This is a genomic window from Novosphingobium lindaniclasticum LE124, from assembly GCF_000445125.1.
Taxonomy (GTDB): domain Bacteria; phylum Pseudomonadota; class Alphaproteobacteria; order Sphingomonadales; family Sphingomonadaceae; genus Novosphingobium; species Novosphingobium lindaniclasticum.
In genome coordinates, this window is sequence record NZ_ATHL01000091.1 from 1 (window position 1) to 12,834 (window position 12,834).

Here is a 12,834-nt window from a genome sequence, read left to right on the forward strand (position 1 = left end):
CGCCTTCTGCTTCGTGCAGAAGGCGGCGTTTTTCGTTTGGGCTCTATATACTGCCTTCGTCGGACCAGAGCCTCTGCCATCCGCCCCGGCTCTCGCAATGACGAAAAGGGAAGACTACGCTCGCCCCGGAAGTTCTTGACGCGAAATCGCCGTAAGTTCATCTAAAGCGCGACTTTGCCTTGTGGCATTCGGGGGGCGCCGATGAAGTTCACTCTTGCAGCGATCGGGCTCGTTTTCGCCGCGCTTGCGGCCTCGCCGTCCGGTGCGCAGACGTCGACCTGTTACCGGCTCGGCAATATCGCCTCCTGCTCCCTCCAGCCGAACGGCGACGAAAACCCGGCGCAGCGGCGCTATTCGGGATTTCAGGAAGCCGAGCGTTTGCGCAAGGATAACGCGGACCGAGAAGAGGCGCAGAAGCAGCAGGGCCTCCTTGAGGAAGTCGGCGCGCTGGTGGCGGACGGACGCTGCTCGGACGCGCGCAAGACGGCGCTCCGGGCCGGAGACTTCGCCCTGGCGGATCGCGCCGGAGGGATGTGCAAGCCTGCCGGGAAACGGTGACGGCGGTTCGCCGGGCATTTTCCTACATCGGCGGATTCGTTTATCTGGTTGCGGGCCACCATCCAAGGGAGTGCCCGAAATGGCCCTGTTCGATTCGATCGTCTCGCCTGTTGCCCGAATCATCGACAAAGTGATCCCCGATCCCGAGGCTCGCGATCGCGCCAAACTGGAACTGCTCAAGCTCGAAAATTCCCAGGAACTTGAACTGCTTCGCGCGAGTCTCTCCCCCATTGTCGCGGAAGCCGCTTCCAGCGACCCCTGGACCAGCCGCGCGCGGCCGAGCTTTCTCTACGTCATCTACCTTATGATTCTCTGGGCTCTGCCGATGGGCCTGATCGGCGCCGTGAGCCCGGTCACCGCCCAGGCCATCGGCCGATCGATGGCCGCCTACCTGAACGGCATCCCCGAGCCGCTCTACGCGCTCTTCGGCACGGGATACCTCGGCTATTCCGCCATGCGCCAGTGGGGCAAGACCAGGGGCAGCGATCGTTGATGCGGAGCCGCTGAAAAGGCGGCCTGTTAAGACAAAGCCAAGTGCTCTTCGATAAGCCTCCTTGCAGGACCGCAAGAGCGGTCGGGCAAGGAGGCGAAGTGTTGCGGCCAAGGGCATTTGGAAACGTCATGCGGGGCGGACTGGTCCTGGTCCCCGCCCTCATGCTGGCCGCCTGCGGTCCCAGCCGCGAGGAAGAACGCGAACGACAGCTTGCGCAGACGCAGGCCGCCGCCGGACAGGAAGCAGCCGCTCGCCAGCAGGCCGAGCGCGCCGCTGCAACCGCCCGTCTCAAGGCTAACGAGGCCGAACTCGCCAGGTTCTACCAAGGCGGCAGCGATGGTTCGGCCGCGGAAGGCGACAATTCCGCGAATGCGCCTCAAGATGGCGAAGCTGCCGAGCCGTCGCCGCAGCAGCCCGGCTTCCAGGCGGATGGCCGCCCGATCGGCGACGAGATGCCAGCGCCGCGCTGACCGCTTCCCTCGCAAGCCCTGCCGCCGGGTGTTTTCAGCGGAGGCGAAAATGCTTTAGAGCCGCGTCCCGATAGCAACCGCACCGGGAAAAATAGCGAAATGGCCAGCAAGCTCGTCTACGTCCTCAACGGACCGAACCTCAACCGGCTGGGCAAGCGCGAACCGGCGATCTACGGCTCGCAGACCCTCGAGGACATTCGCGCCATGCTGGTGGAGCGCGGCGAAGCGCTCGGTTGCACGATCGAGATGCGACAATCGAACCACGAGGGCTTCCTCGTCGACTGGCTGCACGAAGCCGAGGACGAAGGCGCCCATGCCGTGCTGATCAACCCCGGTGCCTATACCCACACGTCCGTCGCGCTGCATGACGCGATCCGCTCCATCAAGGTGCCGGTGGTCGAGGTTCACCTCTCCAATCCGCACGCTCGCGAGGACTTCCGTCATACCTCGTGGGTCGGCATGGCCGCCAAGGCCACCGTCGCGGGCTTCGGCGCGGGCAGCTACTTGCTGGCGCTGGAGGGGGCGGCGGCGCTCTGAGCCGGAGCGCAGTTCACGACGACGCCCTTCCCGTCCTTTACCGACACGATGTGCTGGATGAAGACCTCGATCTCACCGCCCGGACCGGGCGCGGTGCCGTCCTGGACGACGGCCACGTCGCAGATCCCCTTCCGGGCGAGATCGAGGAAGATCGGGCGAAGTTCGTCCGGCCCCGCACTCGCCTCCACGCCGATCGTCACATAGGACTTCGGCTTCCATCCGCTGGCTCCATCGCCGCTGTAGGGACGAACACGGTCGCCGATGGAGGCGAGCGGACGGCCCTGCTCGCGCCATTGTGTTCCGGCGGCATCGTACCGGGGAAGCGACGGCAAGGCCTCGGCCGGGACGCTTGTCTTCTCGAGCCCCGTTCCCAGCACGAAATCGGGCTGGGGCGCATCACGGCCGCGCGTGAACCACCAGATGTTCCCGGCCGCCAACAGCAACGCCGCGCCCACAAGGAGGACGCGGCGCGTTTTTCTCATCATTGCCACGCAGTGATTCGCTCTCAGGCTTCCAGCGGCACGCCGGGAACGCTCTTGGCGGTGCGGATCGTCAGCGAAGTCTTGACGCTGTCCACGTTCGGAGCCGGCGTCAGCTTGCTGGTCAGGAATTCCTGGAAGCTCTGGAGGTCGCGGCTGACGATCTTCAGGATGAAGTCAATCTCGCCGTTGAGCATATGGCATTCGCGCACTTCGGGCAGGCCCTTCATGTGGTCTTCGAAGGCACGCAGCGATTCCTCGGCCTGGCTTTTCAGGCTGACCAGTGCGAAGACGGTGATCGTGAAGCCCAGCTTCGAGGCATCGAGATCGGCGTGATAGCCCTGGATGATGCCCGATTCCTCCAGGCTGCGCACGCGGCGCAGGCAGGGCGGCGCGGTGAGACCGACGCGCTGGGCGAGTTCGACATTGGTGATCCGCCCCTCGTCCTGCAACTCTGCAAGCAGGCGGCGATCGATGTCATCGAGATTAATCATGCGAAACTTTCCTTGCGGGTGCGCAGCGTCATCCGGCATGCAATATCCACTCGAAATCGCTGACACCCCTGTAATAATATTATCCCATAGCGTAATCGTCCCGCATTGCAACGCCTACAATCTACCGGATTACCGCCTCTGCACAGTTTGATAAGGCCTCGGTGACCCCGGTTTAACCACTCTCGGCCTATGCTGACCGGAGTCATCGTGGAGCGGGCTTCGCAACGCCTCGCGATGGCCTTATGGAGCTGGAATGCATTTCGACGATCGCCTTGCCACGGTGCTGCGCCTGCCGTCCTCCGGGGACGCGCTGGCACGTATCCAGTATCGGCAGCTGATCGACATTCTGGGGAACCTGCCGGGCGACGTGGATTCGGACACGGTCGATGCCGGGTTCGCCCGCATGGCCGAACTGGCGGCACGCATATCGGCGGCCGACCGCGCGCGCCTGGTGCGTGGCCCCCTCCAGCCCTTGAGCAATCCGCGCCTGCTGGCCCTGCTGGCGGAAGCGGAACCGGAAGTGGCTTCTGCCGCCATCGGCACCGCTCGGCTGGAGGAGGCTGCATGGCTCGAACTCGTCCCCGCCCTCCCCGTGCGGGCACGCGGCATACTGCGCCACCGGCGGGATCTCGGCGAGAAAGTCGATGCCCTGCTTGCCCGGCTCGGCATCCACGACCGGGGGCTGCCGCCCTGCCCGGCGCCTTCGACGCCGCAGGGAGCCGGGGCTGCCGGAGGGTCATCGTCCGTCTCCGTGACAGAAGAGGCCGAGCCTTTCGACCTGCTCGACGAAGTGCAAACGGCCGAGATCGCCGCGGGTTCACCTGCCCCCGCCTCGCTCGCGGACTTGGAGCGGGTGGCAGCCACGCGCGGCGCAGCCGGGCTGGGGACTCCGCGCAGCCACCGACCGACCGAGGTCCGTGACCAACCCGTCGCCGAGGACTCGGCCGGCATCGGCGCCATCGTCCGGCGTATCGAGGAGTTTCGCAAGGCACGCGAAAAACACGGCGGCGCTGGCACATCCACGCGGCTCCCGCTCGGCGATCCGCAAAGCACCGTGCCGCTCGCGGCGATGGACTTCGCAACCGACTCGGAGGGACGGGTCTCCTGGGCCGAAGGGCCGCATGCGGGCGCGCTGATCGGGCTCAATCTCGCCGCGCTCGATCCCGCGAACAGGGAGCCGCTCGATCCTGCGTCCTCCCTCGTCCAGGCGCAAGTACCGGGAATCGCGCTGTCCATGCGGCATCGCCAGCCGCTCCGCGCCGTGGCCATCGATATCACCGGAGCGCCCGCTGTCAGCGGCTTGTGGCAAGTCGATGCCGTGCCCCACTTCGATCCCGCAAGCGGCCGCTTCACCGGCTATGCCGGCCGGCTGCGCCGCCCCGGCCGAATCGCCCCCGTGGATGCTCCGCCGGCGGCGCAGCCGAGCGAGGCGGATCGCATGCGCCAGGTGCTGCATGAACTGCGCACCCCGGCCAACGCCATCCAAGTGGCGGCGGAGATCATCCAGCAACAGCTCTACGGCCCCGCACCGCACGAGTATCGCGCTCTGGCCGCGGCAATCGCCGGCGATTGTGCGCATATCCTTGCGGGGTTCGAGGAACTGGACAGGCTGGTGAAGCTCGAATCGGGAACGCTCGGGCTTGAATCCGGAGACAGCGACCTCGTTTCGGTCCTGCGCGAGACCGTGGCGCGCCTGAAAGCCTGGACGCAGCCGCGCGGCAGCGGCTTCCTGCTGCCCGAGCCACAAGCCGCGCCCCTCCGCGTTGCGCTGGAACGCACCGAAGTCGAGCGCTTGATATGGCGCCTCTTCGCCGTGCTGGCGGGCATGACCGCTCCCCAGGAAGTGCTGCCGCTTCGCCTCAGGTTCGAGAACGGGCGGCTGGTCCTGCAGATCTCCCTGCCGGCCTTGCTCTTGGCCCGCGATGGGCAGAGCCTGTTCGATATGCCCGCCAGCGAGCGCGGCCAGTCCCTCTCGACCGGCATGTTCGGCATCGGTTTCTCCTTGCGGTTAGCCGCCGCCGAAGCCGCGGCCGCCGGGGGCGGCCTTCAGAGAGACGGACACGATTTGCTGCTCTCCCTCCCCGCCACGACCGGCGGCGCGGCAGACGGCGCGCAGGATGGCGAAATCCGGGCGGTCTGAACGCGAAAGACCGAAATCAACCGCCCTCCCGCTGCTGGTCTTTTACCGAAGCGGAACGTTTTGCCTTTACCGAGATCGTGCCACAAAAAAGATGCCCGGCCTCCGCGCTCGGCCCGCTTTCCAGTCCAAGCCACCGCCTCTTCGGGACGCGGTCCATCCGAGGGAATACCTGCCTTGCCGGAGACCAACCTTCTCCTGCCTCCCCGCGCCGATTCCCTTGCCCGGTTCCGCGAGGATTTCGGCCAGCGCTTCATCGTCACGGTGGACACCGAAGAGGAGTTCGACTGGAACGCGCCTCTCGACCGGAATCGGCACGGCACGCAGTCCATTCCTGCACTGCAGACCTTTCAGAGCTTTTGCGAGGAGTTCGGTGTCGTGCCGATCTACCTTGTCGACTACCCAGTCGCCGCTTCGCCTTTGGCGGCGGCAGCCATCGGCGAGGCCGTTGCGGCCGGACGCGCGGAAATCGGCGTCCAGTTGCACCCCTGGGTCAATCCGCCCTTCGACGAGGCGGTCACACCATACAATTCCTATGCCGGCAATCTCGATTTCGATCTGGAGCGGGAGAAGTTCGCGCGGCTGTACCACAAGATCGTCGCGGCCTTCGGCACTGCCCCGCGTATTTATCGCGCCGGCCGGTATGGCCTCGGCCGGCGCACGGCCGAGATCCTGACCGAATTCGACGTCGCCATCGACACTTCCGTTCGCGCACGGTTCGACTACAGCGCTTCGGGCGGCCCGAACTATCGTCATCACCCTCTTCATCCCTACTGGGCCGGCGATGACAGGCGCCTGCTCGAACTTCCTCTGACCACGGTTTACTGGGGCCCGCTTCGTCAACTCGGCAATGCGATCTATCCCGCGCTCTGGCGCATCCCCCGGCTTCGCGGCGCCCTGGCGCGGGCGGGACTATTGGAACGGATCCCTCTCACTCCCGAGGGCGTGACGACGGAGGAAGCCCTGCGCGGCATCGATGTCGCTATCGACGCGGGACTGCCGGTGCTGGTCTTCTCGTTCCACAGTCCCTCGCTGGCGCCGGGGTTCACGCCGTACGTTCGCAGCGACAAGGATCTCGACGCGCTTTACGACTGGTGGCGCACGATTTTCGCGCATCTTGCACGCCGCGGTGTAAAACCCGGCAATGTTGCCAACATCCTATCCAGCGTAACGCTTGCACAGAACGGATTGCCCAGCTAACGGGCTTCTCGTCCGGCCTCGTCGATGGAGCCGGGCGCAGCGGTTGGGGCCTGTAGCTCAGCGGTTAGAGCTGGCCGCTCATAACGGCTAGGTCGCGGGTTCGAATCCTGCCGGGCCCACCAACGGCATCGAGGCATGGCTTCGAAAACATCATCGACACCCGAAGGGTCGGGGAGTGGCGCAGTCCGGTAGCGCGCCTGCTTTGGGAGCAGGATGTCGCAGGTTCGAATCCTGTCTCCCCGACCATTTCTTTTTTGCCCTTTGTATTCAGTGGCTTACAAGGGAAGTTTTTCGCTGAACGTAGCAGAAAAACGTAGCAGCGTTTCGTTACGGAACTCTGTGGAAAAGTTCGCACCCTGCCGGCAGTAACGCTTCTTAGCGGTTTGGACTGTGCCTGAAAGTCGGCTGGTTCCGTTCAAGCCCTATGGCTCCACCAAAACATTTGCAGCACAGGGCCAGCCGATCATCCAAAGTGGACGGACATAGGTGCCTCTAGGCGTGGGGTGGTCAACTTTGGGGTGTCGCACGCACTAAAATGGCGATAGGTCATTATCGCAGCCATGCACGGCAAAAGGAAATTCATGCTCCGTTCTGTCTCTGTCGAAAACTATCGTAGCTTCGCTCAGAAGGCGACGATCGAGCTTCGACCGATCACGATTCTTCTTGGACGCAATAGCGCTGGTAAAAGCTCGCTTACGCGACTTTTTCCCCTGTTAAGGCAGTCGATGGAGCGAGGCACCTCGGCACCTATCCTATGGAACTCTTCTTCCGTTGATTTCGGACGCATCACCGATGTGATCAATCGCGATCATCCCAATGCGCCAATTCGCCTGACGTTCGATCTATGTGATCAACCTCTTACATCCATTGGACGCTCGCGACCTTACATGTCGCCAAATGCAGCTCTGCCGGATGTAGAAGCTGATTTGAAGTTTACCGCTGTGCTTCGCGCAGGGGTGGACGGCAAAACGCATTATGAAAAAATCGAACTGATGGTCGGCAATGACAAAATTGTTTTCGAATTCAAAATTAGCGGCTCCCTGATTTATATAAATGATCGAAAATACGAGAAAAATTCTTACTGGAAAGACCTTCACCTCGATTCCAGCCGACTGTTCCCGTACGTTCTTTTTGAAAGCAAAAAAGGCGAACGCGTTTCCGAATATCCTGACACGCGCGATGAACTATATTCTATACTTCAACGCTTAGTTGATCTTTCAAACGAGTCGATTCCGGCTCCAAGTCAGCGAGCACGGAGACAGCAACCGTTTATCGATTTAGCACATTCGCCAATCATGCCGCTGGTATCCCGGCCATTGCTTCTGAAAACGCTCTTCGACCTTCCCAATTTCAGGGGACTTGAGAACGTGCGGCCGCAAGACATCGATAGACTTGCTGACTTGCTATTACTTACCCATTGCGGAGCACTTTTAGAATATATTGGCTCCATAGTCACCCCAGCAATGCAGAATCTATCGTATCTTGGGCCTATTCGGGCCAGCGGCAATCGATTTTACCGCGAGCAGGAACTGTCGGTCGACCGCATCGACGATACCGGGGAAAATCTCGCGACCTATTTGGGCTCGCTTTCTCCCCATGAACTTGCAAGCTTTAACAACATCTTGCGCGATGCTTTCGGCGTCGAAGTTCGACCGCACTCCGAGGCAGGTCATTTAAGCATTGAGATTGGACGCCCGGGCGACGAAAAATATGATAATTTAGCTGACGTAGGGTTTGGATACTCTCAAGTTCTTCCTTTAGTCGCTCAAATCCATAGTGACACGAAGAGAAATAGGTTCATTGCTCGACAACGCATGACACAGATACTCATATCTGCTGTGGAGCAACCCGAACTACATCTTCACCCTGCCTATCAAGCAAATCTCGCCGATCTGTTCGTTGCCGCCATTGAAGAAGCAAAGCGCAGAGGGGATACGCCAATCGTCATATTGGAGACCCACAGCGAAGCATTGATAAGCCGAATAGGTGAGCTAATTAGCTATGGTCGCCTATCCACTAATGACGTAGCTGTGCATTTTGTTGATAAAGATGATTACATAGGCGGTTCTACCGTCCGTGTTGCCGAGTTTGACGAGTACGGCATGATAGTGAATTGGCCTGTCGGCTTCTTTTCCGCCCGATAAATATGTTCATCGAAATTGACGAATCCATCGATCATGAAATCGATTCGGGCTGCCAAGCCGCGATAGACCTTATTGATTTGCTGTGCACAGCCCACCGCATGGGAAACCTAATTCTCGCACTTACTCGACCGCAAGCCGTACGTTATCGACAGCTCCCAGCTATCAGCGATCTTTCAAGACGAACGGCATCATTCATATCGCTCAGACTCAATGATTATATTGCCGCAATGAAAGCTGCATCGCGAGTAATTAGAGCCTGCTCACCCACGGTACAAAATAATTTTTCTTTCAGTGGTAAAACCTGCCAAGTATCTTATAGAATACTTAGTCAATCACACATTCTCACGCAAAAATTCCTTCTTGGAGAAGGATTTCGCGATGTGTCTGTATTGCGGATAATAGCTAGTGAATATTATGCCACAGTGAGCTACCCTAGCGCCTACGTTACATTTCGGCCTTTAATTGGTGGCGGAGGCTCTTGCCATCACGCACTCCAAGCTGAGACAGCTATTCCGTGCAAGGGCCTTGCTATCTGCGATAGAGACGCAGTTTCCGCCGTGCCCCCATTTAAGCACAACACGACTGCTGAGAAGGTCGCAGCGTGTACTGACGAGATGTCATTGATGACACACGTGCTGGGCGTCAGCGAAAATTCTCCTTTTTTTGGATTTGATGTTACGTGGGGGCGAACCATTGAGAACATGATAGGGCCTAACTTATTAGATACTTATTTTTCAGCAATGAACAGGCCTATAGAAAGGCAAAAATTTACGTCAGCCTTTCCGCAATTCCCGCAGCTAGATCCTGCTGAAATAGTATTATGGAGAGATTTAAATCTTAAGGACGGCACCCCTTCTCTTCACGCCCAACTACAAATACTCCGAAATGAGATCGGACCGATTACCGCTAGTCTAACGGGGCGTTTGTCCGCCATCAGTCAGATTGCCCTTCCATCAGACACGCTGGATTGGATTATCGAGAATCAGGTAGGCTCTCGGTTCAGTCGAGGCGTTAGCCGCGCACTTCGGTGTGATTTAGGTATCCCCGCCTATCGTACCGGCGTCGAAAAGTTCGCCCTCCCGCTTCTCACGCTGGCAGCAGGCGATTCATCCGCAAGGCGTTCGTGACAAGCGTTACGCTCCGAAACGGTCGTTGACGGGCAACTTTGCGGGGCCAAAAACATAGGGGCAGCACTGAATGGCGCCACCCCTAATTTTCGGTAAGCGCCGACGGAACCCGGCCTTGTGCGGATTGGGATCGGCGTGAATTTCGCAGGGCAGATGGAGGCCTTGCGAGTGGATATCGAGCAGTCAAAAGAGCCTCGTATGAGTGCTCGCCGAGATGGCGGAGCGGTCGTACGGGTGGAACGTCGGCGGCATTGGAGCGACGAAGAGAAGCTGGCGATCCTGAAGGAGACGACGCAGCCCGGCGCCATCATGGCGGTGGTGGCGCGTCGGTACGGGATCGGAACGGGTCAACTTTACACCTGGCGCAAGCAATTGCTCCGCGGTGCTATGGCGGGGTTCGTGCCGGTTGAGTTGGCGCCTGCCGAACCGCTGGCCATGCCATCTGACGCCGGCCGGATCGAGATCCGGCGCGGCGACTTCACGGTTTCGATCGACAGGCTGGTTGACCGAGAGGCGTTGAGATTGGCGCTCGAAGTTGTCGGGGAGCTTGAACGTTGAGCCTGTCGCTGCCGCCGTCGGCGAAGATCTATCTGTCGCTGGCGCCGTGCGACATGCGAAAAGGCTTCGATGGCCTGTCGGCGCAGGTGCGCAATATCCTCCAGCTCGATCCTTTCTCCGGCGCTGTTTTCCTCTTCCGCGGGAAAAGAGGCGATAGGTTGAAGGCGCTGGTCTGGGACGGATCGGGGCTTTGTCTTTATGCAAAACGTCTCGAGCGGGGAAAGTTCGTGTGGCCCAGAACCCAGGATGGAGCAGCCGCCCGGCTCTCGGCTGCGCAGTTGGCGATGCTGATCGAGGGGCTGGATTGGCGGCAGGCGATTGTTCACGACGAGGTATCCGTTCCGACGCTCGCTTGAGCGATAAACCGCAGGAAACTGCCGTTTTATGTAGGATGGGATCGCGGCTTGCGCTATAGTTCGGGGCATGCGGTTCGACCTTGATCGCCTTCCCACAGACCCTGTTCTCCTGCAGAAAATGCTGCGGGAGATGGCTGAGGTCATGGAGCTGGAGCGGGCCGAACTGGGGGCGGCAAAGCAGACCGTCAAAGCTCAAGGACTGACGATCGAAAAGCTCGAGCACCGTCTGGCCAGGCTGCTGCGCGTCCAGTTCGGTCGCAGCTCCGAGAAAATGGACATCGCGCAGCTGCGCCTGATGTTCGAAGAGGTCGATGCCCCGGAGCCGGCCAATGATGACGCCCCTGCGGCGTCGAAGGCGAAACCGACGCGCAAGGCTGGAACCAGGGCGCCGATCCCCGCGCATATCCCGCGCCAGACGACGCAGCATCTTCCCGAGCCCTGCGACTGCGGGGGTAACGAGACCGTGATCTGCGAAGATGTCACGGAAGTGCTGGATTACGTGCCAGCCTGCTTCCGCGTCTTGCGTCATGTTCGCCCTCGCGTCGCCTGCCGGTCCTGCGAAACAATCCGCCAGGCGCCGGCCATCGATCTGCCATTGCCCAAGGTGATGGCAAGCAGCGCACTGCTCGCGCATCTCATCGTCAGCCGCTTCGTCGATCATCAGCCTTGGCATCGCCAGTCGGTCATCCTGCGCCGTCAAGGCGTGGAAATTGATCGTGACGTGATGGGCCGCTGGTCGCGCAAGCTGGCCTGGCTGATGGCGCCGCTCGGCGAACGGTTGCTCTCCTACATCCTGGAGGCTCCGAAGATACACGGCGATGAAACGCCCGTGACCTTGCTGCAGGGCGAAGACGGTAGCCACACCGCCTACTTCTGGGTCTATCTGCGCGACTGCCGTTCAAGCGGGGATATGAGCCCGCCTGCTGTGGCGTTCCGCTTCACGACCGGGCGCGGCGGCAAGCATCCCGCAGCCCACCTTGCCGGTTACCGCGGATACCTTCAAGCGGACGGCTATGCCGGTTATAACGCGCTGTATCATGACCCCAAGACCAAGGCACCGCGCGGGGTGACGGAGGTCGGTTGCTGGGCGCACGCGCGGCGCAAGTTCACCGACATTCTGGAAAAGAACCCGTCACCGGTAGCAGCTGAAGCGGTGGTGAGGATCAGCGAGCTCTTCGCGATCGAACGCGACATCAAGGGAGCACCGCCCGATGAGCGACGGCGGGTTCGCCAGCAGCTGGCCCGCCCAAAACTGGCTGCGCTGCGACCATGGCTCGAGACCCAGATGCAGGGGCTGTCTTCGGACAGCACCTTGGCGAAGGCATGCCGCTATCCGCTTAACCGCTGGGCAGCGATGGCTCGCTATTGTGACGATGGCCTGCTCGAGATCAGCAACAACCTGGTCGAAAATGCCCTGCGCGGCGTTGCTCTGGGGCGCCGCAACTGGATGTTCGTCGGGTCCACCAAGGGCGGGGATGCCTCGGCGCTGTTTTACTCGCTTGCCGAAACGTGCCGCCTGAACGGTGTTGAGCCCGAAGCCTGGTTCACCGACGTAATTGAGCGTATCGGCAATCATCCAATCAACCGGATCGACGAACTCCTGCCGTGGAACTGGCAGGCCGCAAAAGCGATCCTGAACCTGGAGCAAGCTGCTTGAGCAACGCCTTCGTCGTGCACATGACGATCACTCTGGATGACGTGACGCCCGCCGTGACCCGCATGATCGAAGTACCGCTCGGCATCCGGCTCGATCGTTTGCACACTACCTTCCAGGAAGCGTTGGGATGGACCGATAGCCATCTGTGGGAGCTGACCTTCGGGCGCACGGGCTTCGGCATCCCTGACCCGTCCTACGGCTTTGGTGGCCCACTTGATGCCCGAAAGACGACCCTCGCTGAGGCGTTGGAGGGAATGCGCGGCAAGACCTTCCAGTACCTCTACGATTTTGGCGATGGATGGGAGCACAGCGTCAGGATCCACGGCATCGCTCCGGCTGACCTGCAAGGCAGCTATCCGCGCCTGCTCGAAGCTACCGGAATGCGCCCACCGGAGGACTCGGGAGGGCCTTGGGGCTATGCCGAGAAACTGGAGGCTCTCACCGATCCGTCGCATGAATACCATGAAGAGGCGTTGGATGCTCTTGGCGACGACCATGACCCCCACACTCAACCCAACATCGAGGTGATCCACGCTCGCTTCGCGGCACTTGCCAAGAAATGGGCGCCGCGCCCGCGGAAAGCCAAATAACCCTACGTCAACGCCGCCTTCCGTCAGCGCTTAC

14 protein-coding genes and 2 tRNA genes are annotated in these 12,834 nt (G+C 60.9%); 14 read left to right on the forward strand and 2 right to left on the reverse strand.

What is annotated here, in order from left to right; genetic code table 11:
* Positions 1-201: 201 nt before the first annotated feature.
* The 4 genes from L284_RS38825 to aroQ all read left to right on the forward strand — a co-directional run bounded on the left by L284_RS38825 (position 202) and on the right by aroQ (position 2,058).
* A complete protein-coding gene (locus tag L284_RS38825) occupies positions 202-558 on the forward strand; it encodes a hypothetical protein (RefSeq protein WP_021234777.1) in 357 nt (118 codons plus the stop codon).
* A gap of 79 nt (positions 559-637) precedes the next feature.
* On the forward strand, positions 638-1,051 hold the full coding sequence (locus tag L284_RS38830; RefSeq protein WP_031342564.1) for a holin family protein: 414 nt from the start codon (positions 638-640) through the stop codon (positions 1,049-1,051).
* Positions 1,052-1,179: 128 nt separating this feature from the next.
* Complete coding sequence (locus L284_RS38835) at positions 1,180-1,521, forward strand: hypothetical protein (RefSeq protein ID WP_021234779.1); 342 nt, start codon at positions 1,180-1,182, stop codon at positions 1,519-1,521.
* Positions 1,522-1,620: 99 nt separating this feature from the next.
* The gene (gene aroQ, locus L284_RS38840; RefSeq protein WP_021234780.1) at positions 1,621-2,058 is read left to right on the forward strand and encodes a type II 3-dehydroquinate dehydratase; all 438 of its coding nucleotides are present in this window, start codon (positions 1,621-1,623) and stop codon (positions 2,056-2,058) included.
* Here the strand turns inward: aroQ and L284_RS38845 are convergent.
* Together L284_RS38845 and L284_RS38850 are read right to left on the reverse strand one after the other, a co-directional pair.
* Positions 2,022-2,543 carry a hypothetical protein gene (locus L284_RS38845; RefSeq protein ID WP_031342568.1) on the reverse strand — a complete coding sequence of 174 codons (522 nt, stop codon included), beginning with the start codon at positions 2,541-2,543 and terminating at the stop codon, positions 2,022-2,024. The genes aroQ and L284_RS38845 overlap by 37 nt on opposite strands.
* Before the next feature lie 20 nt (positions 2,544-2,563).
* Positions 2,564-3,031, reverse strand: a complete 468-nt coding sequence (locus L284_RS38850) for an Lrp/AsnC family transcriptional regulator (RefSeq protein WP_031342574.1) — start codon at positions 3,029-3,031, stop codon at positions 2,564-2,566.
* A gap of 253 nt (positions 3,032-3,284) precedes the next feature.
* Here L284_RS38850 and L284_RS38855 point away from each other — a divergent pair, with 253 nt between their 5' ends.
* The 10 genes from L284_RS38855 (at position 3,285) to L284_RS38890 (ending at position 12,800) form a co-directional block, all read left to right on the forward strand.
* Positions 3,285-5,171 carry a sensor histidine kinase gene (locus L284_RS38855; protein ID WP_021234783.1) on the forward strand — a complete coding sequence of 629 codons (1,887 nt, stop codon included), beginning with the start codon at positions 3,285-3,287 and terminating at the stop codon, positions 5,169-5,171.
* Positions 5,172-5,345: 174 nt separating this feature from the next.
* Positions 5,346-6,368: a polysaccharide deacetylase family protein gene (locus L284_RS38860; RefSeq protein ID WP_021234784.1), complete on the forward strand. Its 1,023-nt coding sequence runs from the start codon at positions 5,346-5,348 to the stop codon at positions 6,366-6,368.
* A gap of 46 nt (positions 6,369-6,414) precedes the next feature.
* A tRNA-Ile gene (locus L284_RS38865) sits at positions 6,415-6,490 on the forward strand.
* Positions 6,491-6,537: 47 nt separating this feature from the next.
* Positions 6,538-6,614 (forward strand) — tRNA-Pro (locus L284_RS38870).
* A 335-nt stretch (positions 6,615-6,949) separates the two neighbouring features.
* Positions 6,950-8,512 (forward strand): DUF3696 domain-containing protein, encoded by a 1,563-nt coding sequence (locus L284_RS47495; protein ID WP_160172135.1) that lies wholly within the window; start codon positions 6,950-6,952, stop codon positions 8,510-8,512.
* 2 nt (positions 8,513-8,514) lie between these two features.
* A complete protein-coding gene (locus tag L284_RS47985) occupies positions 8,515-9,639 on the forward strand; it encodes a hypothetical protein (RefSeq protein WP_152524694.1) in 1,125 nt (374 codons plus the stop codon).
* 168 nt (positions 9,640-9,807) lie between these two features.
* A complete protein-coding gene (gene tnpA, locus L284_RS38875) occupies positions 9,808-10,197 on the forward strand; it encodes an IS66-like element accessory protein TnpA (protein WP_159830736.1) in 390 nt (129 codons plus the stop codon).
* Positions 10,194-10,553: an IS66 family insertion sequence element accessory protein TnpB gene (tnpB, locus tag L284_RS38880; RefSeq protein ID WP_021234787.1), complete on the forward strand. Its 360-nt coding sequence runs from the start codon at positions 10,194-10,196 to the stop codon at positions 10,551-10,553. Before tnpA ends, tnpB begins: the two co-directional genes overlap by 4 nt.
* A 67-nt stretch (positions 10,554-10,620) precedes the next feature.
* Positions 10,621-12,210 (forward strand): IS66 family transposase, encoded by a 1,590-nt coding sequence (tnpC, locus tag L284_RS47500; RefSeq protein WP_021234788.1) that lies wholly within the window; start codon positions 10,621-10,623, stop codon positions 12,208-12,210.
* Positions 12,207-12,800 (forward strand): plasmid pRiA4b ORF-3 family protein, encoded by a 594-nt coding sequence (locus L284_RS38890; RefSeq protein ID WP_021234789.1) that lies wholly within the window; start codon positions 12,207-12,209, stop codon positions 12,798-12,800. Before tnpC ends, L284_RS38890 begins: the two co-directional genes overlap by 4 nt.
* Positions 12,801-12,834: the final 34 nt, after the last annotated feature.

Coding starts and splice junctions, on each gene's coding strand:
- tnpC (WP_021234788.1), top strand. CDS start 10,621: ATGCGGTTCGACCTTGATCGCCTTCCCACAGACCCTGTTCTCCTGCAG.
- L284_RS38835 (WP_021234779.1), top strand. CDS start 1,180: ATGCGGGGCGGACTGGTCCTGGTCCCCGCCCTCATGCTGGCCGCCTGC.
- L284_RS38830 (WP_031342564.1), top strand. CDS start 638: ATGGCCCTGTTCGATTCGATCGTCTCGCCTGTTGCCCGAATCATCGAC.
- aroQ (WP_021234780.1), top strand. CDS start 1,621: ATGGCCAGCAAGCTCGTCTACGTCCTCAACGGACCGAACCTCAACCGG.
- L284_RS47985 (WP_152524694.1), top strand. CDS start 8,515: ATGTTCATCGAAATTGACGAATCCATCGATCATGAAATCGATTCGGGC.
- L284_RS38825 (WP_021234777.1), top strand. CDS start 202: ATGAAGTTCACTCTTGCAGCGATCGGGCTCGTTTTCGCCGCGCTTGCG.
- L284_RS38850 (WP_031342574.1), bottom strand. CDS start 3,031: ATGATTAATCTCGATGACATCGATCGCCGCCTGCTTGCAGAGTTGCAG.
- L284_RS47495 (WP_160172135.1), top strand. CDS start 6,950: ATGCTCCGTTCTGTCTCTGTCGAAAACTATCGTAGCTTCGCTCAGAAG.
- L284_RS38845 (WP_031342568.1), bottom strand. CDS start 2,543: ATGATGAGAAAAACGCGCCGCGTCCTCCTTGTGGGCGCGGCGTTGCTG.
- L284_RS38855 (WP_021234783.1), top strand. CDS start 3,285: ATGCATTTCGACGATCGCCTTGCCACGGTGCTGCGCCTGCCGTCCTCC.